Below are 23078 nucleotides of genomic sequence, written 5' to 3'. Positions count from 1 at the left end.
AGCTCAGTCGCTACTCAGGACGAACGGTGTGAAATAAGGGCGACGCGATGACCTACCGCCACTTCCTCGATCTCTCCGACGCCGGGGGCGACGGCATCGCCGCGATGATCGCCGATGCGCTCGACCGCAAGGCGCTGCGCAAGGGCTGGCCCAAGGGCAAGGCCGATACCGATGCGCCGCTCGCCGGCCATGTCCTCGGCATGGTGTTCGAGAAGAATTCCACCCGCACCCGCGTGTCCTACGACATGGCGATGCGCCAGCTTGGCGGCTCCTCGATCGTGCTCGACGCAGGCACCACGCAGCTCGGGCGTGGCGAGACGATCGCGGATACCGCGCGCGTTCTGTCGGGCTATTGCGACGCGATTATGATCCGCACCGACGATCACGCGAAGATCGTCGAGATGGCCGATTATGCCAGCGTCCCCGTGATCAACGGCCTGACCGACGCATCGCACCCCAGCCAGATCGTCGCTGATCTGCTGACGATCATCGAAAGCGGCAAGGCGCTGCCCGGCCTGAAAGTGGCGTGGCTGGGCGACGGCAACAACGTGCTCGCCTCGATTATGGAAGCCGGCGGGCTGATGCAGTTCGACGTGGTCGCGGCGTGCCCACAGGGGTTCATGCCGACCGACGCGGACGTGGCGCGCGGGCAGGGCCGGGCGAGCGTCGTCGGCACGGCGCGGGAGGCGATCGAGGGTGCGGACGTCGTCGTCACCGACACCTGGATTTCGATGGGCCAGGCGCATGCCGAGACCAAGCTGGCCGCGATGTGGCCCTATCAGGTCAACGATGTCCTGATGGCCGGGGCGAAGCCGGACGCCAAGTTCCTCCACTGCCTGCCCGCGCACCGCGGCGAGGAGGTGACCGACGCGGTGATCGATGGACCGCAATCCTTGATCTGGCAGGAAGCGGAGAACCGGTTGCACGCGCAGAAATCGATCCTGCGCTGGTGCTTCGGGCAGATCGGTTGATCGGGGGAACGACTCTCCCTATTTTCGTCATGTCAGCGTAGGGGCACCCCACAAAGTAATACTTTGTGGGGAACCGGAAGGCTGGCATCTCTCTCCACCCTGCGCACCCGTGCGGCTTGAGATCCCAGCCTTCGCTGGGATGACGGAATTTTGATGGACGAACCAAAACTCAACGATACCGACCGCGCGCTCGGCTTCACCATTCCCACCCGCCACGCGCGGGGGCGGGTGGTGCGTCTCGGGCCGACGCTCGACATCATTCTTGCCGCGCATGCTTATCCCCCGCCGATCGAGGCGTTGTTGGCGGAGGCGCTGACGCTTGCCGCGTTGATCGGATCGACGCTGAAGGATGCGGGCGGCCAGTTGACGCTGCAGGCGCAGACCGATGGCGGCATCGTCAAATTGCTGGTGTGCGATTACAAGGGCGGCGAACTGCGCGGCTATGTGCAGTTCGATGCCGATCGGCTGGCGGCCGGGCCGGAGGATCCCAGCCTGTTCGCTCTGTTCGGCACCGGCTATCTCGCGATCACGTTCGATCAGGCGGCGACGCGCGAGCGCTATCAGGGCATCGTGCCGCTCGACGGCGATACGCTGGCCGATGCGGCGCAGAGCTATTTCATGCAGTCGGAACAGATCCCGACGCTGATCAAGCTCGGTATCCGCCGTCAGCCGGATGGCCGCCACGTCGCCGGTGGCCTGTTCCTCCAGCATCTGCCGGAGGGAGAGGACGGGCGCGAACGCCTGCATGTTCGGCTCGATCATCCCGAGTGGGAGCATGTCGCGATCCTCGGCGGCACGATGGGCGCGGACGAACTGGCCGATCCGGCGCTGCCGCTGGAAACGCTCGTCTGGCGCCTGTTCAACGAGGAGGACGAGGTGCGCCTGTTGTCTGACGTGCCGATGTCCCGCGGCTGCCGCTGTTCGCCAGACTATATCGCGCAGGTGCTCGGCCAGTTCCCGCCCGAGGAACAGCGCGAGATGGCCGACGAGAACGGCATGATCGTGGTCGATTGCCAGTTCTGCGCGAGCAAGTTCCCAGTCCCGATCGCGGACGTCGTTTCGTAACCGTTATTGTCAGCCGGGCCCCGGCTCCCCAAATGATGGGTGAAAGTCGGGGCGGGCAGAATGCGGGTACGGACGATAGTGTTGGGGTTGGGCTTCGCGCTGGCGGCGGCGGCGCCCGCGCAGGGGCCGTCGCTGGCCGCGCTGAACGCGATCCAGCCGGGCCGGTGGCAGTTGCGCGACGTGGATAGCGGCGAGAAGCTGTCGCTGTGCGTGCCCGATCCGCGCGCGCTGATCCAGTTGCGGCATCCCGGCGCGCAATGCTCGCGCTTCGTGGTGGAGGATCTGCCGCATTCGGTGACGGTGCATTATACCTGCCCCAGCGCCGGCCATGGCCGTACGGTCATCTCGGTGGAAAGCGCACGGCTGATCGAACTGCGCACGCAGGGCATTGCCGATGGTGCGCCATTCGACGTGAATTACGAAGGCCGTCGCGCCGGATCGTGCCACTGAGCCCTTCCGTTAACGCCTTGTTTATGCGCGCCGATGTAGAAAGATCAGGTGCCGTCATGGGCATGGAATTCTCCCTGAATTCGGCTTGGACAAGCCAATCCCTGGGTCGCCTTACGGGCGGCCCGTTTTTTTTGGTGGGCGCCGTCTGCGGTTCGACGGGGTTGCGAAGCGCGCGGCATCGGCCTAGCGCGCGTCACATCATGACATCTCCAGCACCCTTTGCGGTCGTCCTCGTGTCGGGCGGCCTGGATTCGATGGTTTCCGCCGCGCGCGCCAAGGAGGACGGGTTCCGCCTGCTCGCGCTGTCGATCGATTATAACCAGCGCCATCAGGTCGAACTCGCCGCCGCGCGCCGCATCTCGGTGATGCTGGGGGCGGAGCGGCACATCGTCCTGCCGCTCGACCTGTCGGCGTTCGGCGGATCCGCTCTGACAGCGGATATCGATGTGCCCAAGGACGGGGTCGGGCCGGGAATTCCGGTGACGTACGTGCCGGCGCGCAACACGATCTTCCTCAGCCTCGCGCTGGGCTGGGCCGAGGCGATGGGCGCGCGCGACCTGTATATCGGCGTGAACGCGCTGGATTATTCCGGCTATCCCGATTGTCGCCCCGAATTCATCGCCGAGTTCGAGAAGCTGGCGGAGGTGGCGACCAAGGCCGGCGTCGAAGGCCAGCCGTTCAAGATTCACGCGCCGTTGCAGGATATGACCAAGGCCGAAATCGTGCGCGAAGCGGCTCGGCTCGGGCTGGACGCCGGGATCAGTTGGTCGTGCTACGATCCGGCACCGGGATCCCTGCATTGCGGCAAGTGCGACAGTTGCCGGTTGCGCGCCAAGGGTTTCGAGGATTCCGGCCTACCCGATCCCACGCGCTACGCTGCGGTCTAGGATGAGCTACGCGGTCAAGGAAATGTTCCTCACGCTGCAGGGCGAGGGGGTTCATGCCGGCCGCCGCGCGGTGTTCGTGCGGTTTGCCGGCTGCAATCTGTGGTCGGGCCGCGAGCAGGACCGGGCGAGCGCGGTATGCCGGTTCTGCGACACCGATTTCGTCGGCACCGATGGGCTGGGCGGCGGCAAGTTCGCCGATGCCGCTGCGCTGGCCGATGCGGCGGCGGGTTTTTGGGGCGCGGGCGTGTGGAACCGCTTCGTCGTGCTGACCGGCGGCGAACCGATGCTACAGGTGGACGACGCCATCATCGACGCGCTGCATGCGCGGGGTTTCGAGATCGCGATCGAAAGCAACGGCACGCTGCCGGTCCATCCCGGGATCGACTGGGTGTGCATCAGCCCCAAAGCGGGCAGCGTGGTGGTGCAGCGTTCCGGTGACGAATTGAAGCTCGTCTGGCCGCAGCCGGGCAGCGACGTTGCGGCGATGGAGGATTGGGACTTCACCCATTTCCTGCTCCAGCCGATGGACGATCCGCAGGCGGCGGCCAATCATGCGGCGGCGATCGATCTGGTGATGCAACGCCCGAAATGGCGGCTGACGATCCAGACGCACAAATTGCTCGGCTTGCGATAACTTCGCGGGATGGATTAGCGTACGTAGCTGGCCCCGTTCACATCGATCACACCGCCGGTCATCGAGGGCGGTGCCTCCAGCGCAAGGAACTTCGCCGCAGCCGCGACCTCTTCCGGCTGCGCGACGCGGCCCAACGGGATGTCGGCGAGCAATTTGTCGCCGCCGCGGCTTTCGAGATAATCCTCCGCCATGCCGGTCATCGTGAAGCCGGGGCAGATCGCGAAGGCCAGGATGCCCTGCGCTGCATAGCCGCGCGCGATGCTCTTGGTCATCGCGACCATCCCGGCCTTTGAGGCGGCGTAATGCCAGTGCGCGGGGGAATCGCCGCGATAGGCGGCGCGGCTGGCGATGTTGACGATGCGGCCACCGTCGCTGCGTGTCTGGAAATGCGCGACTGCAAGGCGGCAGAGTTCGGCGCTGGCGGTGAGGTTGATGCGCATCGTGCGCTCCCAATCCGCGACCCATTCGTCATGCGGGCGATCGACCGGGTTCGCCTCGAATACGCCGGCATTGTTGATCAGCACGTCGATCCGGCCACCCAGCCGGTCGAGCGCGGCGCCCCACAGGGCCTGGGGGGCGGCCGGATCGGAGAAATCGGCGGGGATGCCGCTGGTCGTGCCATGGCCGACCAGAGTGACGTTGGGCAGATCGAGCGCCCTGGCGATCGCCGCGCCGATGCCGCGGCTGCTGCCCGTGAGGAGGATGTTGGTCATCGGCTTGTGTCTAGGCGTAGCACGAGAAGCGTTCAACAGATCGTCGCCCCGGCGCAGGCCGGGGCCGCAGTGTTTCAAGCGATCGGCTTGCCAGTTACGCAGCGGCCCCGGCCTGCGCCGGGGCGACGGGATCTACGCCGCCGCGCTCTCCGAGAAGCTGTCCGCCGCCCCCTTCAACGAACCGAGCCGATCGTTGACCTCGGCGAAGTCGCGTTCGAGCGTGTCGATCTCGCTCGCCACGGTTTCGGTATCTTCGCGGATCGCGGCGATGGTGTTGGCCATCGAATCCGCCGCCAGCGCGGTTTCGTCGACCGCGGCGGTAATCGCGGTAACAGTCTGCGCCTGGGCCTCCATCGCGGCGCGGATGCGATCGGCGGAAATCTGGACGTCCGCCACCGTCGCCTTGATGCTGGCGTTGGTTTCGACCGCGGACTGGGTGGCGGACTGGATCGCGGCGATCTTGCCGGCAATGTCGTCGGTGGCGCGCGCGGTCTGGTTGGCGAGGCTCTTCACCTCCTGCGCGACCACCGCGAAGCCACGTCCGGCGTCGCCTGCGCGGGCGGCCTCGATCGTGGCGTTGAGCGCGAGCAGATTGGTCTGTCCGGCAATGTCGCGGATCAGGCCGAGGATGGATTCGATCGATTTGGCGTGATCGCTCAGGGCTTCGGACATACCGACCGCCACGCCGGCCTGGCTGGAGGCGCGATCGGCGATCTCGCGTGCGGCGTCGACTTCGCTTCGGGCATCGTCGATCGCGCGGATCAGCCCGGCCGAGGTCTGTGCCGCCTCGCGCATCGCGACGGCCGATTGTTCCGCAGCGGAGGCGACGTCCGAGGTCTTGCCGAGCATGCCGCGCGTCGCGGCGGATGTGTCGCGCGCGCGCGTCCGGATGTCGGTGCCGAGCGCGGCGGTGCCCTCGATCGATTGCGCGATATTTTCGCTGAAGCGGGCCGAGCGTTCGCGGCGTTCCTCGCGCGTGCGGGCCGCGTCGCATTGACCGAGATGCGTCGTCATCGCATCGGCCTCGACCAGCGCGAGGCGCTGGATCACGTCGGCAAGCCGGCGGAAACGTGCGCTGTCATCACCCAATTTCTCGGCGATGATCTGCAGCGTCTGGCTGTGCGCGAAGCTGAGCGAAGACAGCAGAGCGGGCAGCGGCACGCCGTTCTGATAGGATTCGCTGGCATGGCCGAACGCCATCATCATCCACGCATCGGAAAACGGATCGGCATATTTGGCATGGGTGTAGCGCGCACTTTTGGCGATGCGCTTGTTGAGGCGCGCCTCGTCGAAAAAGGGGCGCAGATGCTGGGTCGTGGGCAGATCGATGTAATAATTCCAGAAGGCGGCGGAAATCCGCGCTTCCGATCCGGCGATCAACGCGGAAATCTCCGCGCTGCCCGGGCGGATGCACTGATCCCAGTCGTAATCGGCGACGCGCTGCGCCGCCGATCGGGCAGTGCCGATCCACCCGGTGAGATTGGTCGCTTGTGGTTCGCGCGCCATATTTGGCTATCCTCTCCTGTGATGCCGCGTCCGTCCTTTTGCAGGACGGTTATGCGGCAACCTTGGTGACGAATTCGCCGGCGCTGTTCTTCAGCGTGCCGAGCCGGCCTTCGAGCGAATCGAACCCCTGACCGACGAGATCGATTTCGGAGGCGACGCTTTCGGTGTCCTCCCGGATCGCGGCGATCGTGTTGGACATCGAATCGGCCGCCAGCGCGGTCTCGTCGACCGCGGCGGTGATCGCGGTGACCGTCTGCGCCTGGGCTTCCATCGCGAAGCGGATGCGGTTGGCGCTTTCCTGGACCTCGGCGACGGTCGATTTGATGCTGGCGTTGGTCTCGACCGTGGAGCGCGTGGCGGACTGGATCGCGGCGATCTTGGCGGCGATGTCGTCGGTGGCGCGCGCGGTCTGGTTGGCGAGCGACTTCACCTCCTGCGCGACGACCGCGAAACCGCGACCGGCATCCCCGGCACGCGCCGCTTCGATCGTTGCGTTCAGGGCGAGGAGGTTGGTCTGTCCGGCGATATCGCGGATCAGCCCGAGGATCGATTCGATCGACTTGGCATGATCCGACAAGGCTTCGGACATGCCGACCGCGACGCCGGCCTGGGTCGAGGCGCGGGTGGCGATCTCGCGTGCGGCTTCGACTTCGGTGCGGGCATCCTCGATCGCGCGGATCAGGCCGGCGGCGGTGTGCGCCGCCTCACGCATCGCGACTGCGGATTGTTCGGCGGCGGCGGCGACTTCGGACGTCTTGCCGAGCATGCCGCGCGCGGAACTGGACGTGCGCATCGATTGGCCGCGCAGCACGGCGCTTTCCTCTGTGGCATCCTCGACCATGCGGGCGATGCCGTCGCGGAAATCGCCGGCGAGCGCATCGCGTTCCAGCCTTGCGGTATAATGGCTGAAGGCATTGTAGATCTCGACCGTGATCTCACCTTCCAGCGCGGAGAGGCGCATCAGCGTATCGACCATGGTGGGCAGATGCGGATCGTCGAATTTGCAGCGCTTGAGCAGGATGTCGAGCGCGGCGCGATCGCTGGCGCAGGTCATCGAGAGCAACGCCATGGTCGAGACTTCGGCCTGATAGCCCGAGGCGACCGATCGCTCCATCGATTCGACCCAGGCCACGCCGGTGACGTCGCAGAAGCGATTGCGCAGATAGACGACGCCGAGTTCCAGCATCTTGGTTTCTTCATGCGGCTGCCAATCGCGCGCGCCGGGGCTGGCGCGACGCCACTGGTCCCAGAAGGCGCGGGCCACGTCGGTCGCATCGGGTTCGATGATCTTCCACACGTTGCGTGCGGCCTCGGCCAGCGAATTGTCGAAATCGAAGGCGCGCAGCCGCGCCTTGATGTCGATGGTGGCCGCGATCGATCCGGGAACGGGCATAGCGGTGATGGCCAAGAGGATACTCCATGTCGAACGCAACCATGCCGTCCACGCGGGCCGGCTTGCCATATGGCTAGGCCGATTTGGTTAAAGGGCGGTTAGGGGAGAAAAATTCGGCGGGCGTCTCGTGCGCCGCAACCCTTGCATCACGCGGTGTGCCGACTAATACGGCGCGATTGCCCGCATGAGGACTTGCCCCTTGGCCACCAAAGCACCCAGCCGCCCGATCTCACCGCATCTGATGCATGTGAAATGGCCGATCAACATGGTCGTATCGATCGTCCACCGCGCCACCGGCAGCGGCATGGCGACGGTCGGCGCTGGTCTGCTTGTGTGGTGGCTGGCGGCGCTGGCGGCGGGGAAGGAGGCGTATGCGACCTTCATCGACGTATTCACCTATTCGGCCGGCGGCCTGAACGCGATCGGATACCTGTTCGGCATCGGGCTCACCTGGTCGCTGTTCCAGCATATGGCGACGGGCATCCGCCACTTCTTCCTCGATGCCGGCGCGAATTACGATTTGAAGAATAACCGCCTGGGGGCATGGGTGACGGTGTCGGCCTCGGCGACCGTGACGATCCTGTTCTGGGCATATCTGATGATGGGGAAGCACTGATGGGCGCCGGCACTCGACTCGGCCGCGTTCGCGGCCTCGGCAGCGCCAATGAAGGCGCGCATCATTGGTGGCACCAGCGCCTGACGGCGGGGGCGAACCTGTTCCTGATGCTGTGGTTCATGATCGCGGTGGCGCGGCTGAACTCGTATGATTTCGAAACTGTGCGGTTGTGGCTTTCGTCGGCCTGGGTCGCGGTGCCGCTGATCCTGCTGGTTGCATCCATCTGCTATCATTTCCGCCTCGGGCTGCAGGTGGTAATCGAGGATTACCAGCATGGCGCGGATCGCGTGATCGCGATGATCCTGCTCAACTTCTTCACCGCCGGCGTCGCCGCCGTCGCGATCTTCTCGATCCTCAGGGTCGCCTTCACCGGGATGCCGAAGTAATGGCCGAAGCTTACAAGATCATCGATCATGTCTATGATGCCGTGGTCGTCGGTGCCGGCGGTTCGGGCCTGCGCGCCACGATGGGCATTGCCGAGGCCGGCCTGAAGACCGCCTGCATCACCAAGGTGTTCCCGACGCGCAGCCATACGGTCGCGGCACAGGGCGGCATCGCGGCGAGCCTGGGCAACAATTCGCCCGATCACTGGACGTGGCACATGTTCGATACCGTCAAGGGATCGGACTGGCTGGGCGACCAGGACGCGATCGAATATATGGTGCGCGAGGCCCCGGCCGCCGTGTACGAACTCGAACATGCCGGCGTGCCGTTCAGCCGCAACGAGAATGGCACGATCTATCAGCGCCCGTTCGGCGGCCACATGCAGAATATGGGCGAAGGGCCTCCTGTTCAAAGAACGGCAGCCGCCGCCGACCGTACCGGCCACGCGATGCTCCATGCGCTGTATCAACAGAGCCTGAAGTACGACGCCGATTTCTACGTCGAATATTTCGCGCTCGATCTCATCATGGAGAACGGCAAGTGCCGGGGCGTGATCGCGCTCTGCATGGAAGACGGTTCGATCCACCGCTTCCGCAGCCATGCGGTCGTGCTTGCGACCGGTGGCGGCGGACGCGTCTATCAGTCCGCGACCTCGGCCCACACCTGCACCGGTGATGGCAACGGCATGGTGCTCCGCGCGGGCCTGCCATTGCAGGACATGGAGTTCGTGCAGTTCCACCCGACCGGCATCTACGGTGCCGGCGTGTTGATCACCGAAGGCGCACGCGGCGAGGGCGGCTACCTGACCAATTCCGAAGGCGAGCGTTTCATGGAACGCTATGCGCCGTCAGCCAAGGATCTGGCGTCGCGCGACGTCGTCGCCCGCTCGATGGCGGCGGAAATGCGCGAAGGCCGCGGCGTGGGCAAGGATGGCGATTACATCTATCTGCACCTCGACCATATCGACCCGAAGGTGCTGCACGAGCGCCTGCCGGGCATCACCGAAACCGGCAAGATCTTCGCCGGCGTCGATCTGACGCGCCAGCCGCTGCCGGTCACGCCGACGGTGCATTATAACATGGGCGGCATCCCGACCAACTTCCACGGCGAGGTCGTCCATCTGAAAGACGGCGATCCCGATAACGTGGTGCCCGGTCTGTTCGCGGTGGGCGAAGCGGCCTGCGTCTCGGTTCACGGCGCAAACCGTCTGGGCTCGAATTCGCTGATCGATCTCGTGGTCTTCGGCCGCGCCACCGGCCTGCGTCTCAAGGATACGTTGAAGCCGAACACGCCGCATAATCCGCTGCCCAAGGATTCGGCCGATCTGGCGCTCGAACGTCTCGATCACTTCCGCAACGCCAAGGGTGCCACCTCGACCGCGAAGATCCGCGCGGAGATGCAAAAGACGATGCAGAAGCATTGCGCCGTGTTCCGCGACACCGCACTGCTCGCCGAGGGCGTCACCAAGATGGACTCGATCTACAAGAGCATGGAGGATGTCGGGATCCAGGATCGCTCGCTGATCTGGAACACCGATCTGGTCGAGACGATGGAACTCGACAATCTGATCGGCCAGGGCGTCGTGACGATCAAGGGTGCCGCCAACCGCAAGGAATCGCGCGGCGCACACATGCATGAGGATTTCCCGGAGCGCGACGACAAGAACTGGATGAAGCACACCACCGCGACGTTCGAGGGCTGGGGCGGCAAGGGCGGCGTCACGACGCTCGATTTCCGCCCGGTCCACGAATATACGCTCACCGACGAGGTGGACTATATCAAGCCGAAGAAGCGGGTGTATTGAGCGCTGCGCAAGGTCGGCGTGACGATGACCAACTGGTTTTACCCTTGCCCGATCTGGCAAGGGGCGATGATCTGAGGTAAGATCGGTTCATGGCTCTCTGGACTCTCCACGCCGCCTATGATCCCGAGGCGCAGATTTGGTACACGCTGGATTGCGACGTGCCCGGCCTTGTGACGGAAGGCGATACGCTGGAGCGTTTGCGTGAGCGCGCTGCCGCCGTGCTGCCCGAATTGATCGTCGATAACGCCGCGCACATCGCCGAGGATCGTCGCGAAGGTCCGCATTCGCTCCGGCTGGTCGCGTTCCACGAAAGCACCGTTCCGGTCGCGGCCTGATGGTCAATTCCTATGGCCGTGATCTCAAGCGCATCTTGCGCGAACACGATTGCCGTTTCGTCCGCAACGGCAAGGGCGATCACGAAATCTGGTACAGTCCGATCACCGACCTTCACTTTACGGTCGATGCGACGACGAAGAAGCGCTTCACCGCCAACGCCATTTTGAAGCAGGCCGGGATCAAGGCAAAATTCTGATGTTTAAGGGCGCTGCGAAATTCGTCCTGGGTATTGTCTGCGCGATGGCTGGCCCGTCAGGCGTAGCCGCCGCAGGTGATCCCCCGTCGGTCATCACCACACCCCCGCCAGCACTCCACCTAGACCCGTTCTACACCCGCTATCTCGACGCCGCGGGCATCCCGGTCGTGTCCTCCGCCAAGGTGCCCGACGAAGCGCTCGTCAAGGCGCGGGACATCGTCGTTGCGATGCTCTCCTACCGCCCAGATCTCGCCCGCACGCTGGTCGCACGCGGTCAGCGCGTCGCGGTGATGGCGGCGGAGGAGGGGACGGTGGATATCCCCGAGCAGCGCGACTGGAAGAAGCCGGCAAAGGACGACCCGCGGCTCACCTTCTGTGAATCGAAACATTATGACGAGCGGATCGGGCGGCTGACCGACGCCGCGTACTGGAACGCGCGGGCGCGGGGCATGTCCGGCCTGCTCACCACCGGCACTGCCGAGAACCTGCTCGGCTGGCAAAGTTCGCGTTATTATGGCGAGAACATCTTCGTCCACGAGTTCGGTCACAATGTGCTGAACGCGATTCAGATCGCGGATCCGAAACTCTATGCCCAGGTCGGCAAGGCCTATGCCCATGCGCTGCGCAAAGGGCTGTGGAAGGGCGAATATACCGCCACCACGATCGACGAATATTGGGCTGAGGGCACGCAATTCTGGTTCGATACGAACAAGGTGGCGACGTTCGACGGCCGCGTCGTCCTGTCGCACGACGATCTGAAGGGCTATGATCCGGCGCTCTATGCGGTGCTCGCGGCGGCCTATGGCGACAACCATCATCTCGGTGCCGACGTCTTCTATCTCTCCGCCGCGCGCGTGCCGCCGGGGCCATTGCCGAAATTCACCGCCGAAGTGTGCTGAGCGGAGATTGACACGCTGGCGCGCGCGGTGACACTTCGCTCAAATCGGGGGTGAATATGGGTCGTGTTGCCGGTGTCCTGAAATGGCTGACGACCTTGGGTGCGGCACTCGCGGCGGGCGCGGGGGCGCAGCAATATCAGCCGGCGCAGCATACCCAGGGGCCACCCTTCTACGGCAATATCACGCCCGAGCAGGGGGCGTTACTCGCAGATATGGGCCTGTCGTCGGAACGCGACCGGACGGCGCAATGGACGCTCGCCGAACATCGCCGGCTCGATCGCGCGCTGGCCGCGGTTCAGCCGCAGCGCAAGGGCGTGGTCGACGCCTATGTCGTCGCCGTCGCGCTGGACAGCGATCCGGTGTTCGGGCGCGAGGCGCGCGAGGCGGGCAAGGTGCTGTCGCGGCGTTACGATGCCGCCGGCCGCACGATCGTGCTGGCGGGCACCGACGGCAGCGGAGACAGCAATCTGCCACGCGGATCGCCCGACAATATCGCCATGGCGCTGGCCCGCGTGGCCGAGGTGATGGACCCCAAGGAGGACGTGCTGATCCTCTACACCACCAGCCACGGCGCGCCGATGGGCATCGTCTATAATGATGGCGATCAGGGGTACGGCATGATCTCGCCGCAGCGGCTGTGGACGATGCTCGGCGCGCTCGGGATCGAACGGCGCATGGTGCTGGTCAGCGCGTGCTTCTCCGGCGTGTTCGTGCCGTTATTGTCGAACGTCGACAGCGTGGTGATCACCGCATCGTCGGACGATCGCACGTCATTCGGCTGCCAGGCGGACAGCGACTGGACGTTCTTCGGCGATGCGTTGATCAATCATGCGCTCCGTAAACCACAGGATATCGCGGCGGCGGGTGCGGAGGCGGTTCGGCTTATCGGCGAGTGGGAGACGCGGGGGCAATTGAAGCCGTCACAGCCGCAGGTCTCGATCGGGGCGAATGCCGGCGTGTGGCTTGCGGCGCTGGACCGGCGGCGGCCGAAGGAGGTGACGGTGCCGGTGGGCAGGCCGGCGGTGTCGTTGCTCGACGCGAAGTAGCGCGCCCACCCCCGATACGCTTCCCCGGCGAGGCCGGGGCCCAGCCGGGAAGGTCGATGTAACTACGCGCCGCGCGCGCCAAATAGCGTTGCGCGACTGGGCCCCGGCCGTCGCCGGGGAAGCGTAGAAAGGAGATAATCGGCGCACCCACGGAACCTCACCCCCGCGCGTCTGTTCCCACGCGCATGCTCCAAGCCACCAAATACCCGCTTCTCGCCAAGCCGAACATCCGCCTGTCCGGCCCGGTCGATCAGTTCATGTACCAGAGCTTCCGCCAGCAGCTCGACGCTTGCCCGGAAAGCGGCACGCTGGTCATCGCGCTCACCACCCTAGGTGGCGATCCCGAGGTCGCGCGCACGATGGCCGACGATATCCGCCTGCTGGAGGATCATGACGATCGCGAGATCCTGTTCCTCGGCAAGGTTGCGGTCTATTCCGCCGGCGCGACGTTCATGGCCGCGTTTCCGGTCGATCGCCGTTTCCTGACGCGGCACACGCGGCTGATGATCCACGAACGCACGATCCAGAAGACGATCAACCTCAACGGGCCGCTGCGTATGGTCGTCGCCTCGATCAGGGCGGCGCTGCACGAGGTCGAGCATTCGATACTGATCGAGGAAGAGGGCTTCCGCGATATCGTGAAGGACAGCCGCGTCCAGTTCGAGGATCTGCGCGAACGTGCGCCCTCCAATTGGTATATCGAGGCCGAAGAGGCCCGCGATCTAGGGTTGGTGCTCGACGTGATTTGAAAATCGGGGCGGGCGCATGTCGCCCGCCCCGAAGCCCCGTCAGAGCGAAAAGCCGCCGTCGATGTCGATCGCCGCGCCGGTGATGAACGACGCGTCGTCGCTCGCCAGGAACGCCGCCAGCGCAGCCACTTCATCGGCACGGCCATAGCGGCCGAGCGCGATCCCCGGCGTCAGTATCTTGGCGAAATCGCCGTCGGCCGGGTTCAGGTCGGTATCGATCGGCCCCGGCTGGATCACGTTGACCAGAATGCCGCGCTGTCCCAGATCGCGCGCCCAGCCGCGCACCAGCCCGGCCACCGCCGCCTTGGTCGCGCCGTAGATCGCGCCGCCGGCGATCGGCATCGTATGGGCGTTGATGCTGCCGATCACGATGATCCGCCCGCCATCCGTCATCAGCGGCACCGCCGCCGCCGTGCCGGCAAACACGCCGTCCACGTTGACGCCGAACTGCTTGCGATAAGCGTCCGCCGGATCGCTTTCGATCGAGGCGAAATCGGCGACGCCGGCATTGTGGACGAGGATGTCGAGTCCACCGAGCGCCTCGACCGCTTCGGCAATCGCCGCGCGTTGTGCCTGCGCATCGCCGCTATCGGCCTGGATCGCATGACCGGTGCGGCCCGCCGCGCTGATTGCCGCCACCGTCTGCTGCGCGGCGTCCTTGTTGCCGGCATAGGTGATCACGACGTCCGCGCCCTCCGCTGCCAGCCGCTTGGCGATCGCCGCGCCGATACCGCGCGATCCGCCGGTGACGATCGCCTTCTTGCCTTCGAGTCTGTTGCTCATGGTCGCATATCCTTGTCGCGCGGCCCGCAATGGCGGGTCTTCGGCGCTGTGCCGGGCAGATTGGGGGCAGGGTCGCGGCTTTCAATCGCTGGTCCACGCCGGGGCGCCTGAGTTTCCTGCAAAGCCGTGGCCTTCCAATGCTTTGCGTAGGGGCATAGTTCTGGTTTGCCGGCCGCAAGCTTTACGGCGGGCGAGAGGGTTGTCCTCTGCTGCACTGCGCAAACGGGGTTGCACGGCGGCCCTGAAAGGCATAGCCGGATTTCATCCCACGCCGCCGCCATGAAGGATCAACGGGCAATGGCCGAATTCTCCCTGCCGAAGAACAGCAAAGTCAAAAAGAACGGCAAGGTCCACAAGGCACCTGCGGGTTCGGCGGCGATCAGGAATTTCAAGGTCTATCGCTACGATCCCGATAGCGGCGAGAACCCGCGCTACGACACGTTCGAGATCGATACCGAAAATTGCGGCCCGATGGTGCTCGATGCGCTGATCAAGATGAAGTCCGAGCAGGACAGTTCGCTGACCTTCCGCCGCTCCTGCCGCGAGGGGATTTGCGGATCGTGTTCGATGAACATCGACGGCAAGAACGGTCTCGCCTGCACCACGGCGATCGAGGATGTGAAGGGCGACGTGACGATCACGCCGCTGCCGCACATGGAAGTGATCAAGGATCTCGTCCCCGATTTCACGCATTTCTACGCGCAGTACAGCTCGATCAAGCCGTGGCTGCAAACCGTCACCCCGCCGCCCTCGGGCAAGGAGCGCCTGCAATCGCCGGCCGACCGCGAGAAGCTGGACGGGCTGTACGAGTGCATCCTGTGCGCCTGCTGCTCCACCTCGTGCCCGAGCTATTGGTGGAACAGCGACAAGTTCCTGGGCCCTGCAATCCTGTTGCAGGCCTATCGCTGGCTGGCCGACAGCCGCGACGAGATGACCGGCGAGCGGCTCGACGAGCTGGAGGATCCGTTCCGCCTCTATCGCTGCCACACGATCATGAACTGCGCCAACGTGTGCCCCAAGGGCCTGAACCCGGCCAAGGCGATTGCCGAGATCAAGAAGATGGAAGTCGAGCGGGTCGTCTGATCGGATTGGAACTCACCGCACGTCGCTTCACAGACCTCCGTCATCCTGAACTTGTTTCAGGATCCATTTCGCCTCTCGGGCAATCGCCGATGTGGCGCGATGGATGCTGAAACAAGTTCAGGATGACGGCAGGATGTGGCGTTATCTGCCGCCAGGAACGGAATGACGTGACCGAACCCGCCTCGCCCCTTTTCTCCTTCGACGACGATCCCGACCTGCCCGGCTGGAAGCGCTGGCAGTTCCGCGATCCCACGCGGTACAATGCCTTTATCGAACCATTGCAGGTCCGCATCGACGGCGTTCTGGCACGGGTGCGGATGGTGCCGCGGCGCGAGCATTCGAACATGCGCGATGCCGTGCATGGCGGCGCGCTGCTCGGGTTCATGGATGTCGCCTTGTTCGCCGCCGCCCGCGCGTTCGGGGTGCTCTCGGCGGGCGGCGCGGTGACGCTCGATCTGTCGGCGCAGTTCATCGGTGCGGGCACGATCGGCGAGCCGCTGGAGGCGCATCTCGAGATGTTGCGCGAGACCAAGCGCATGATCTTCCTGCGCGGGCTGATCGTGCAGGAAGGCTTGCCGACGATCGCGAGTTTTACCGGGACGTTGCGGAAGGTGGCACCGGTGGGTGGGACGGCGTGATAATCCACCTTTCTTGCTCCCCTCCCTGGAAGGGAGGGGCTGGGGGTGGGTCGCTCTCTAGGGAGTGCCGTCCCATCCCCATGCCTACCCACCCCCAACCCCTCCCTTCCAGGGAGGGGAGAAGTGAGCGTTGCGTCATTACGTCTGATATCCAAGGTGCCGGGCATGACTAAAGTCCTCGCCGCCTACACCGCGCTCGTCGCATCGGGCGAATTGCGCGCCGATCCCGAACAGGCCGCCGCCGCCGCTCGGCTGGACGCGCTGGCCGCCGAACTCGAAGCCACCCCGAAGCGCGGCAGCACCTTGTGGAAGGTGCTGGGCAAGAAGCCCGAGGCACCGCGCGGCGTGTATATGTGGGGCGGGGTGGGGCGCGGCAAATCGATGCTGATGGACCTGTTCTTCGGCTGCCTGAACATCACGCGCAAACGTCGCGTCCATTTCGGCGAATTCATGCTCGAAGTGCACCAGCGTATCGCCGCCGAGCGCGCGAAGGAGCTGGGCGATCCGATCCCGCCGGTCGCCGTCGCGCTGGCCGAGGAAGCGCGGTTGCTCGCATTCGACGAGATGATGGTGACCAACAGCCCGGATGCGATGATCCTGTCGCGGCTGTTCACCGAACTCATGACGCGCGGCGTGACGGTGGTGACGACGTCGAACCGTGCGCCGGCCGATCTCTACAAGAACGGCCTGAACCGCGAGCATTTTCTGCCGTTCATCGCGCTGCTCGAACAAAAGCTCGATGTGCTGACGCTGAACGGCCCGGTCGATTACCGCCGCGATCGGCTCGGCAACCAGCCGACCTGGCTGGTGCCCAATGGGCCGGAGGCGACGCGGCAATTGTCCGACGCATTCTTCCGCTTGACCGACTTTCCGGTCGAGGATCGCGCGCATGTGCCAAGCGAGGAGATCGTCGTGCAGGGCCGCACGCTGCACGTGCCCAAAAGCATCAAGGGCGTCGCGGTGTTCAGCTTCAAGCGGTTGTGCGAGGCCAATCGGGGTACGGCGGATTACCTCGCCATCGCGCGGCGTTTCCACACCGTGATCCTGGTCGGCATTCCCAAACTCGGACCGGAGAACCGCAACGAGGCGGCGCGCTTCATCTCGCTGATCGATGCGCTGTACGAACACAAGGTCAAGCTGCTCGCCGCTGCGGACGCCGAACCAGACCAGCTTTACGAGAAAGGCGACGGCCGCTTCGAATTCGATCGCACCGTCAGTCGCTTGGAAGAGATGCGGTCGGAGGAATATCTGTCGGCCGGCCATGGCTCTAATGCAATTGCGAACTAGTTGCAATAACGCGAGGTGACCACGCCCTTTTAGCGGTTGCCCCCAACCCGAAACGGGCCTAATGGGCGGCAACTTTGGTAACTTCGAAAAAAGGACGAGGGATGGCCCGCAAGAAGATCGCGCTGATCGGCGCCGGTAATATCGGCGGGACGCTCGCGCATCTCGCGGCCCTCAAGAACCTCGGCGATGTCGTGCTGTTCGACGTCGTTGAAGGCGTGCCGCAGGGCAAGGCGCTCGATCTCAGTCAGTGCGGCCCGGTCGAAGGCTTCTCGGGCAAGATCACCGGCACCAACGATTATGCCGATATCGCCGGCGCCGACGTGATCATCGTCACCGCAGGCGTGGCGCGCAAGCCCGGCATGAGCCGCGACGATCTGCTCGGCATCAACCTTAAGGTGATGAAGGCGGTCGGCGAAGGCATCGCCGCTAATGCGCCCGACGCGTTCGTCATCTGCATCACCAACCCGCTCGACGCGATGGTCTGGGCGCTTCGTGAATTCTCGGGGCTGCCGCATCGCAAGGTCGTCGGCATGGCCGGCGTGCTCGATTCGGCGCGCTTCAGCCACTTCCTCGCCGAAGAGTTCGACGTGTCGGTCAAGGACGTCACCAGCTTCGTGCTCGGCGGGCACGGCGACACGATGGTGCCGGTCATCTCCTATTCGACTGTCTCGGGCATCCCGATCCCTGACCTCATCAAGATGGGCCGCTCGACGCAGGAAAAGATCGACGCGATCGTGGCCCGCACCCGTTCGGGTGGCGGCGAGATCGTCGCGTTGCTCAAGACCGGCTCGGCTTATTATGCGCCCGCGACCAGCGGCATCGCGATGGCGGAGGCCTATCTCTACGACCAGAAGCGCGTGCTGCCGGCGGCGGCGCACCTGACCGGCCAGTACGGCATCGACAATTTGTATGTCGGCGTGCCGGTGGTGATCGGCGCGGGCGGCGTCGAGCAGATCGTGGAAATCGCGCTGGACGAGGAAGCCAAGGGCAACCTCACCGTCTCGGTCGACGCGGTCAAGGAATTGCTGGTCGCGTGCAAGGCGATCGACGGTTCGCTGAACTGATCCGCGTGCTGCCGATTGCCTTTCTCATCGCGCTGGCACAGCCGGTGGTGATCTCGGCGCAGGATGCGTCGACGGCATCGACGGCATTCGTCGGTGAAATGCTGCGCATCTGCGTCGATACGAAAAACGATCCGGCAGCAATCCGGGCGCTGGCGACGTCCGGAAATTGGACGTTGATCGATCCGGCGACGGTGCCTGCCAAAAACCGTGTCGTCGTTCGCGGCAAGAAAAAAGGCGAGGATCGAGTCTATCAACGTAGCGCCGCTTGGCGTTACGAACGCGATGGCCTGCCTATGGTCGTTGCGATCTTCGATATTCCCGATCTGGTGCCGCGCTTGGGGCGCCAGTGCGAAGTTATGGCGTGGGACTTGGACTCGGCGCAGGTCGATGCGGCGATCCGCGCCGACGCGCGCATGTCGGACGATTCGATACAGGGCTTTCCAATGAAGGCCTACCGGGCGGCGGCGCTCAATCTTTCCATTGATTATATCGCGGGCGATATCGGATCGAAGGTGCTTCACGCCTTCACGGTACGCTGAACTAGGACAGGGCAGTCAACGCATGAGCATCCTCGTCGACAAGAACACCAAGGTCATCACCCAAGGGATGACCGGCAAGACCGGCAGCTTCCATACCGAGGCGGCGCTGGCATATGGCACGCAGATGGTCGGCGGCGTGACGCCGGGCAAGGGCGGGACGACGCATATCGGCCTGCCGAACTTCAACACCGTCGCCGAGGCGGTGCACGCCACCGGCGCGACCGCAAGCGTGATCTACGTGCCGCCCCCCTTCGCGGCGGATTCGATCCTCGAGGCGATCGACGCCGAAGTGCCGCTGATCGTGTGCATCACCGAAGGTGTGCCGGTGCTCGACATGGTCAAGGTGAAGCGCGCGCTCAGCGGGTCCAAGTCGCGTCTGATCGGGCCGAACTGCCCCGGCGTGCTGACCCCGAACCAGTGCAAGATCGGCATCATGCCGGGCAGCATTTTCAAAGAAGGCTCGGTCGGCGTCGTCTCGCGCTCCGGCACGCTGACCTATGAGGCGGTGTTCCAGACGTCGAACGCCGGCCTCGGCCAGACGACGGCGGTCGGCATTGGCGGCGATCCGGTCAACGGCACGAACTTCATCGACGTGCTGGAACTGTTCCTCGCCGACGAGGCGACCAAGTCGATCATCATGATCGGCGAGATCGGCGGCGATGCCGAGGAGCAGGCGGCGCAGTTCCTGATCGACGAGGCCAAGCGTGGCCGCAAGAAGCCGATGGCCGGCTTCATCGCCGGCCGCACGGCCCCTCCGGGTCGTCGCATGGGCCATGCCGGCGCGATCGTGTCGGGCGGCAAGGGCGATGCGGAAAGCAAGATCGCGGCGATGGAAGCGGCGGGCATCAAGGTGTCGGCCAGCCCGTCCGAATTGGGCACCACGTTGCTCGCGGTACTGAACGGTTAACCATTTCCCGCCTATGCGCGGGACCAAGAGCATCTTCTGACCTCCCCAGGGATGCGCCGAGGAACAGCCAATGGGCTATGAAGGCCAGGATTTCGCAGATATCGCCGGGGGTGTTTCCCCGGCGTTCATCGAGACGTTGTACGCGCGGTTCAAGGAATCGCCCGACAGCGTCGAGCCGGCCTGGCGGTCGTGGTTCGAGGGTCTCGAAGGCTCCGCTCAAGGGCCGAGCTGGGAGCAGGCGAGCTGGCCGCTGACCAGCACCGACGACCTGACATCGGCGCTCGATCCGACTCAGATGGAGCCGGCGCCGAAGCCCGCAAAGGGCGGTGCCAAGCCTGTCGCGGCCGCTACGCCGGCCCCGTCGCAGGACGCGATCGTCAAGGCGGCGGCGGATTCGATCCGCGCCATGCTGCTGATCCGCACGTACCGCGTACGCGGGCATCTCGCCGCCAATCTCGATCCGCTCGGCCTCAACGCGACGCGCGACTTGCCGGCCGATCTGCGCACAGAATATCACGGCTTTTCCGAAGCGGATATCGATCGCCCGGTCTATCTCGGCGGCACGATGGGCCTGCAATGGACCACGGTGCGCGAACTGGTCGATACGTTGCGCGCCAATTATTGCGGCAATGTCGGCCTGGAATACATGCACATCGCCGATGTCGAGGAGCGCGTGTTCCTTCAGCAGCGGATGGAGGGCAAGGACAAGGCGATCGAGTTCTCCGATCCCGGCAAGAAGGCGATCCTCAACAAAGTGATCGAAGCCGAGCAGTGGGAACGCTTCTGCGGCAAGAAGTTCGTCGGCACGAAGCGCTTCGGCCTCGACGGCGGCGAGAGCATGATTCCGGCGCTGGAAAGCGTGATCAAATATGGCGGCCAATTGGGCGTCAACGAGATCGTGTTCGGGATGGCGCATCGCGGCCGCCTGAACGTGCTGACCAACGTGATGGCCAAGCCGTACCGGATCATCTTCCACGAATTCGGCGGTGGGTCCGATAATCCCGACGATGTGGCCGGTTCGGGCGACGTGAAGTATCACCTTGGCACCAGCACCGATCGCGAGTTCGACGGCATCAGCGTGCATATGTCGCTGGTCGCCAACCCCTCGCATCTCGAAGCAGAAGATCCGGTCGTCCTCGGCAAGGTCCGCGCGATCCAGAAGATCGCGGGCGATCTGAGCGAGCACAAGGCGTCTTTGCCGGTGCTGATCCACGGCGATGCGGCGTTCGCGGGGCAGGGGATCGTGTGGGAATGCCTCGGCTTTTCCGGCATCCGCGGCTACAATACCGGTGGCTGCCTGCATTTCGTCATCAACAACCAGATCGGCTTCACCACCAGCCCGCAATTCGCGCGCAGCTCGCCCTATCCGAGCGACGTGGCGAAGGGCGTGCAGGCCCCGATCTTCCACGTCAACGGCGACGATCCCGAGGCCGTGACCTTCGCGTGCAAGATGGCGATCGAATATCGCCAGACCTTCCATCGCGACGTCGTGATCGACATGTGGTGCTATCGCCGCAACGGCCATAACGAGGGCGACGAGCCGAGCTTCACGCAGCCTTTGATGTACGATCGCATCCGGTCGCACCCGCCGGTCAGCGAAGTGTATGCGGCCAAGCTGATCGAGCAGAAGGTGATCGATCGCGCCTGGATCGACGGCAATATCAAGCAATTCATTACTCTGCTAGAAGGCGAGTTCGAGGCTGGCGCTTCGTACAAGCCGAACAAGGCGGACTGGTTCGCCGGGCGCTGGTCCGGACTGCACGCCCCGGCCGATGCCGAGAGCGCGCGGCGAAATCTGGAAACGGGCATCGAACAGAAACTGTTCGACTCGCTAGGCCGTACGCTAACCACGGTGCCCGCCGACCTGATCGTCCACAAGACGCTCAACCGAGTTCTGGATGCCAAGCGCGAGATGTTCAAATCCGGCGCGAATTTCGATTGGGCGACCGGCGAGGCCTTGGCCTTCGGGTCGTTGCTGTCGGAAGGCTATGGCGTGCGCCTGTCCGGTCAGGATTCGGGCCGCGGCACGTTCAGTCAGCGTCATGCGGTGTGGGTCGATCAGACCGACGAGCATAAATACGTGCCGCTCTGGACGGTCGAGCATGGCAGCTTCGAGGTTCTGGACAGCCCATTGAGCGAATATGGCGTGCTCGGGTTCGAATACGGCTATGCGCTCGCCGATCCCAAGACTCTGGTGCTGTGGGAGGCGCAGTTCGGCGATTTCATGAACGGTGCGCAGATCATGATCGATCAGTTCATCGCGTCGGGCGAAGCCAAGTGGTTGCGCGCCAACGGCCTCGTGATGCTGCTGCCGCACGGGTATGAAGGGCAGGGGCCGGAGCATTCGTCCGCCCGCCCCGAACGCTTCCTGCAATTGTGCGCGCAGGACAATATGCAGGTCGCGAACTGCACCACGCCGGCCAATTATTTCCACCTGCTGCGCCGCCAGATGCATCGCAGCTTCCGCAAGCCCCTGATCGTATTCACGCCCAAATCGCTGCTGCGTCACAAGCTGGCGGTATCGAAGGCGTCGGACTTCCTCGGCGATAGTCACTTCCGCCGCATCCTCAGCGATCCTTCGGCCCCGGCCGATGCGGAGGTGAAGCGCCTCGTATTGTGCACCGGCAAGGTCGCCTACGATCTGATGGAAGCACGCGATGCGGCCGGCGACACCGGCACCGCGATCGTCCGGCTCGAACAGCTCTATCCCTTCCCGGGCGAACCTCTGGTCGCGCGGCTCAAGCGGATGGCGAATGTCGAGGAGGTCGTCTGGGCGCAGGAAGAACCACGCAATAACGGCGCCTGGACGTTCGTCGAACCTTTCATCGAAGATTGCCTGGTCGAGGCAGGCTGCAAGGCGCAGCGTCCGCGCTATGCCGGTCGTGCGGCATCGGCGTCTCCGGCGACGGGCCTGATGAAGCGTCACCAGCTCGAACAGGCGGCGCTGATCGCGGATGCGCTCGGCCACAATGTGCGCGAGGAATTCCGCCGCACGAAGAAGAATTAAGCTGTTCCCCGGCGAAGGCCGGGGCCCAGTTGCGAAGGTAGATGTAATGTATCGCAACGCTCGAACAATCGACGCTGCGTAACTGTGCCCCGGCTTTCGCCGGGGAACGAGAAGGCGGAAA

At 64.6% G+C, this 23078-nt stretch carries 24 protein-coding genes; 20 read left to right on the top strand and 4 right to left on the bottom strand.

The annotated features are described in order from the left end of the window. Nucleotides 1-47 precede the first annotated feature (47 nt). The 5 genes from argF to queE all read left to right on the top strand — a co-directional run bounded on the left by argF (nucleotide 48) and on the right by queE (nucleotide 4007). Complete coding sequence (gene argF, locus U1738_RS05950; RefSeq protein WP_332788085.1) at nucleotides 48-971, top strand: ornithine carbamoyltransferase; 924 nt, start codon at nucleotides 48-50, stop codon at nucleotides 969-971. A 153-nt stretch (nucleotides 972-1124) separates the two neighbouring features. Further along, the gene (gene hslO / locus U1738_RS05945; protein WP_332788084.1) at nucleotides 1125-2036 is read left to right on the top strand and encodes an Hsp33 family molecular chaperone HslO; all 912 of its coding nucleotides are present in this window, start codon (nucleotides 1125-1127) and stop codon (nucleotides 2034-2036) included. 60 nt (nucleotides 2037-2096) lie between these two features. Then, nucleotides 2097-2486 (top strand): DUF3617 domain-containing protein, encoded by a 390-nt coding sequence (locus U1738_RS05940; RefSeq protein WP_332788083.1) that lies wholly within the window; start codon nucleotides 2097-2099, stop codon nucleotides 2484-2486. Nucleotides 2487-2686: 200 nt separating this feature from the next. Next, on the top strand, nucleotides 2687-3373 hold the full coding sequence (gene queC / locus U1738_RS05935) for a 7-cyano-7-deazaguanine synthase QueC (protein ID WP_332788082.1): 687 nt from the start codon (nucleotides 2687-2689) through the stop codon (nucleotides 3371-3373). 1 nt (nucleotide 3374) lies between these two features. Continuing rightward, on the top strand, nucleotides 3375-4007 hold the full coding sequence (gene queE, locus U1738_RS05930; RefSeq protein ID WP_332788081.1) for a 7-carboxy-7-deazaguanine synthase: 633 nt from the start codon (nucleotides 3375-3377) through the stop codon (nucleotides 4005-4007). A gap of 14 nt (nucleotides 4008-4021) precedes the next feature. Here queE and U1738_RS05925 read toward each other — a convergent pair whose 3' ends face one another. The 3 genes from U1738_RS05925 to U1738_RS05915 form a co-directional block, all read right to left on the bottom strand. Further along, nucleotides 4022-4720 carry an SDR family NAD(P)-dependent oxidoreductase gene (locus U1738_RS05925; RefSeq protein ID WP_332788080.1) on the bottom strand — a complete coding sequence of 233 codons (699 nt, stop codon included), beginning with the start codon at nucleotides 4718-4720 and terminating at the stop codon, nucleotides 4022-4024. A 132-nt stretch (nucleotides 4721-4852) separates the two neighbouring features. Then, nucleotides 4853-6226: a methyl-accepting chemotaxis protein gene (locus U1738_RS05920; RefSeq protein WP_332788079.1), complete on the bottom strand. Its 1374-nt coding sequence runs from the start codon at nucleotides 6224-6226 to the stop codon at nucleotides 4853-4855. 49 nt (nucleotides 6227-6275) lie between these two features. Continuing rightward, a complete protein-coding gene (locus U1738_RS05915; RefSeq protein WP_332788229.1) occupies nucleotides 6276-7619 on the bottom strand; it encodes a methyl-accepting chemotaxis protein in 1344 nt (447 codons plus the stop codon). Nucleotides 7620-7818: 199 nt separating this feature from the next. Between U1738_RS05915 and sdhC the strand changes: the two genes are divergently transcribed. The 8 genes from sdhC to U1738_RS05875 all read left to right on the top strand — a co-directional run bounded on the left by sdhC (nucleotide 7819) and on the right by U1738_RS05875 (nucleotide 13649). Beyond that, nucleotides 7819-8235 (top strand): succinate dehydrogenase, cytochrome b556 subunit, encoded by a 417-nt coding sequence (gene sdhC / locus U1738_RS05910; RefSeq protein ID WP_332788078.1) that lies wholly within the window; start codon nucleotides 7819-7821, stop codon nucleotides 8233-8235. After that, on the top strand, nucleotides 8235-8621 hold the full coding sequence (gene sdhD, locus U1738_RS05905; protein ID WP_332788077.1) for a succinate dehydrogenase, hydrophobic membrane anchor protein: 387 nt from the start codon (nucleotides 8235-8237) through the stop codon (nucleotides 8619-8621). Before sdhC ends, sdhD begins: the two co-directional genes overlap by 1 nt. Beyond that, nucleotides 8621-10423, top strand: coding sequence for a succinate dehydrogenase flavoprotein subunit (sdhA, locus tag U1738_RS05900; RefSeq protein WP_332788076.1), 1803 nt, complete (start codon nucleotides 8621-8623; stop codon nucleotides 10421-10423). Before sdhD ends, sdhA begins: the two co-directional genes overlap by 1 nt. Before the next feature lie 89 nt (nucleotides 10424-10512). Beyond that, nucleotides 10513-10758, top strand: coding sequence for a DUF1902 domain-containing protein (locus tag U1738_RS05895; RefSeq protein ID WP_332788075.1), 246 nt, complete (start codon nucleotides 10513-10515; stop codon nucleotides 10756-10758). Then, the gene (locus U1738_RS05890) at nucleotides 10758-10955 is read left to right on the top strand and encodes a type II toxin-antitoxin system HicA family toxin (protein WP_332788074.1); all 198 of its coding nucleotides are present in this window, start codon (nucleotides 10758-10760) and stop codon (nucleotides 10953-10955) included. The genes U1738_RS05895 and U1738_RS05890 overlap by 1 nt, the downstream gene beginning before the upstream one ends. A gap of 44 nt (nucleotides 10956-10999) precedes the next feature. Beyond that, nucleotides 11000-11854: a glycoside hydrolase gene (locus tag U1738_RS05885; protein WP_332788073.1), complete on the top strand. Its 855-nt coding sequence runs from the start codon at nucleotides 11000-11002 to the stop codon at nucleotides 11852-11854. Nucleotides 11855-11910: 56 nt separating this feature from the next. Then, on the top strand, nucleotides 11911-12900 hold the full coding sequence (locus U1738_RS05880; protein WP_332788072.1) for a C13 family peptidase: 990 nt from the start codon (nucleotides 11911-11913) through the stop codon (nucleotides 12898-12900). A gap of 185 nt (nucleotides 12901-13085) precedes the next feature. Continuing rightward, complete coding sequence (locus U1738_RS05875; protein ID WP_332788071.1) at nucleotides 13086-13649, top strand: ATP-dependent Clp protease proteolytic subunit; 564 nt, start codon at nucleotides 13086-13088, stop codon at nucleotides 13647-13649. Between the two features lie 39 nt (nucleotides 13650-13688). Here the strand turns inward: U1738_RS05875 and U1738_RS05870 are convergent, their stop codons facing one another. Further along, complete coding sequence (locus U1738_RS05870; RefSeq protein ID WP_332788070.1) at nucleotides 13689-14432, bottom strand: SDR family NAD(P)-dependent oxidoreductase; 744 nt, start codon at nucleotides 14430-14432, stop codon at nucleotides 13689-13691. Nucleotides 14433-14729: 297 nt separating this feature from the next. Between U1738_RS05870 and U1738_RS05865 the strand changes: the two genes are divergently transcribed. The 7 genes from U1738_RS05865 to U1738_RS05835 all read left to right on the top strand — a co-directional run bounded on the left by U1738_RS05865 (nucleotide 14730) and on the right by U1738_RS05835 (nucleotide 22957). Beyond that, the gene (locus tag U1738_RS05865; protein ID WP_332788069.1) at nucleotides 14730-15515 is read left to right on the top strand and encodes a succinate dehydrogenase iron-sulfur subunit; all 786 of its coding nucleotides are present in this window, start codon (nucleotides 14730-14732) and stop codon (nucleotides 15513-15515) included. Nucleotides 15516-15682: 167 nt separating this feature from the next. Beyond that, on the top strand, nucleotides 15683-16153 hold the full coding sequence (locus U1738_RS05860; RefSeq protein ID WP_332788068.1) for a PaaI family thioesterase: 471 nt from the start codon (nucleotides 15683-15685) through the stop codon (nucleotides 16151-16153). 165 nt (nucleotides 16154-16318) lie between these two features. Then, nucleotides 16319-17440, top strand: coding sequence for a cell division protein ZapE (gene zapE, locus U1738_RS05855; RefSeq protein WP_332788067.1), 1122 nt, complete (start codon nucleotides 16319-16321; stop codon nucleotides 17438-17440). 101 nt (nucleotides 17441-17541) lie between these two features. Then, on the top strand, nucleotides 17542-18504 hold the full coding sequence (mdh, locus tag U1738_RS05850) for a malate dehydrogenase (protein WP_332788066.1): 963 nt from the start codon (nucleotides 17542-17544) through the stop codon (nucleotides 18502-18504). Further along, nucleotides 18474-19043, top strand: coding sequence for a hypothetical protein (locus U1738_RS05845; RefSeq protein ID WP_332788065.1), 570 nt, complete (start codon nucleotides 18474-18476; stop codon nucleotides 19041-19043). The genes mdh and U1738_RS05845 overlap by 31 nt, the downstream gene beginning before the upstream one ends. A gap of 22 nt (nucleotides 19044-19065) precedes the next feature. Next, nucleotides 19066-19950, top strand: a complete 885-nt coding sequence (gene sucD / locus U1738_RS05840) for a succinate--CoA ligase subunit alpha (RefSeq protein WP_332788064.1) — start codon at nucleotides 19066-19068, stop codon at nucleotides 19948-19950. 70 nt (nucleotides 19951-20020) lie between these two features. Beyond that, nucleotides 20021-22957, top strand: coding sequence for a 2-oxoglutarate dehydrogenase E1 component (locus U1738_RS05835; RefSeq protein ID WP_332788063.1), 2937 nt, complete (start codon nucleotides 20021-20023; stop codon nucleotides 22955-22957). Nucleotides 22958-23078 lie beyond the last annotated feature (121 nt).

This window comes from Parasphingomonas caseinilytica (assembly GCF_036663755.1).
Classification (GTDB): domain Bacteria; phylum Pseudomonadota; class Alphaproteobacteria; order Sphingomonadales; family Sphingomonadaceae; genus Sphingomonas.
This window is presented reverse-complemented; position numbering and strand designations above follow the sequence as displayed.

Excerpts from the sequence above, each read along its gene's own strand:
- U1738_RS05940 (WP_332788083.1), top strand. The coding sequence starts at position 2,097 with ATGCGGGTACGGACGATAGTGTTGGGGTTGGGCTTCGCGCTGGCGGCG.
- U1738_RS05895 (WP_332788075.1), top strand. The coding sequence starts at position 10,513 with ATGGCTCTCTGGACTCTCCACGCCGCCTATGATCCCGAGGCGCAGATT.
- mdh (WP_332788066.1), top strand. The coding sequence starts at position 17,542 with ATGGCCCGCAAGAAGATCGCGCTGATCGGCGCCGGTAATATCGGCGGG.
- zapE (WP_332788067.1), top strand. The coding sequence starts at position 16,319 with ATGACTAAAGTCCTCGCCGCCTACACCGCGCTCGTCGCATCGGGCGAA.
- U1738_RS05875 (WP_332788071.1), top strand. The coding sequence starts at position 13,086 with ATGCTCCAAGCCACCAAATACCCGCTTCTCGCCAAGCCGAACATCCGC.
- U1738_RS05920 (WP_332788079.1), bottom strand. The coding sequence starts at position 6,226 with ATGGCGCGCGAACCACAAGCGACCAATCTCACCGGGTGGATCGGCACT.
- U1738_RS05880 (WP_332788072.1), top strand. The coding sequence starts at position 11,911 with ATGGGTCGTGTTGCCGGTGTCCTGAAATGGCTGACGACCTTGGGTGCG.
- U1738_RS05885 (WP_332788073.1), top strand. The coding sequence starts at position 11,000 with ATGGCTGGCCCGTCAGGCGTAGCCGCCGCAGGTGATCCCCCGTCGGTC.
- sdhD (WP_332788077.1), top strand. The coding sequence starts at position 8,235 with ATGGGCGCCGGCACTCGACTCGGCCGCGTTCGCGGCCTCGGCAGCGCC.
- sucD (WP_332788064.1), top strand. The coding sequence starts at position 19,066 with ATGAGCATCCTCGTCGACAAGAACACCAAGGTCATCACCCAAGGGATG.
- U1738_RS05915 (WP_332788229.1), bottom strand. The coding sequence starts at position 7,619 with ATGCCCGTTCCCGGATCGATCGCGGCCACCATCGACATCAAGGCGCGG.
- hslO (WP_332788084.1), top strand. The coding sequence starts at position 1,125 with ATGGACGAACCAAAACTCAACGATACCGACCGCGCGCTCGGCTTCACC.
- sdhA (WP_332788076.1), top strand. The coding sequence starts at position 8,621 with ATGGCCGAAGCTTACAAGATCATCGATCATGTCTATGATGCCGTGGTC.
- queE (WP_332788081.1), top strand. The coding sequence starts at position 3,375 with ATGAGCTACGCGGTCAAGGAAATGTTCCTCACGCTGCAGGGCGAGGGG.
- argF (WP_332788085.1), top strand. The coding sequence starts at position 48 with ATGACCTACCGCCACTTCCTCGATCTCTCCGACGCCGGGGGCGACGGC.
- U1738_RS05925 (WP_332788080.1), bottom strand. The coding sequence starts at position 4,720 with ATGACCAACATCCTCCTCACGGGCAGCAGCCGCGGCATCGGCGCGGCG.
- U1738_RS05865 (WP_332788069.1), top strand. The coding sequence starts at position 14,730 with ATGGCCGAATTCTCCCTGCCGAAGAACAGCAAAGTCAAAAAGAACGGC.
- U1738_RS05890 (WP_332788074.1), top strand. The coding sequence starts at position 10,758 with ATGGTCAATTCCTATGGCCGTGATCTCAAGCGCATCTTGCGCGAACAC.
- queC (WP_332788082.1), top strand. The coding sequence starts at position 2,687 with ATGACATCTCCAGCACCCTTTGCGGTCGTCCTCGTGTCGGGCGGCCTG.
- U1738_RS05870 (WP_332788070.1), bottom strand. The coding sequence starts at position 14,432 with ATGAGCAACAGACTCGAAGGCAAGAAGGCGATCGTCACCGGCGGATCG.
- U1738_RS05835 (WP_332788063.1), top strand. The coding sequence starts at position 20,021 with ATGGGCTATGAAGGCCAGGATTTCGCAGATATCGCCGGGGGTGTTTCC.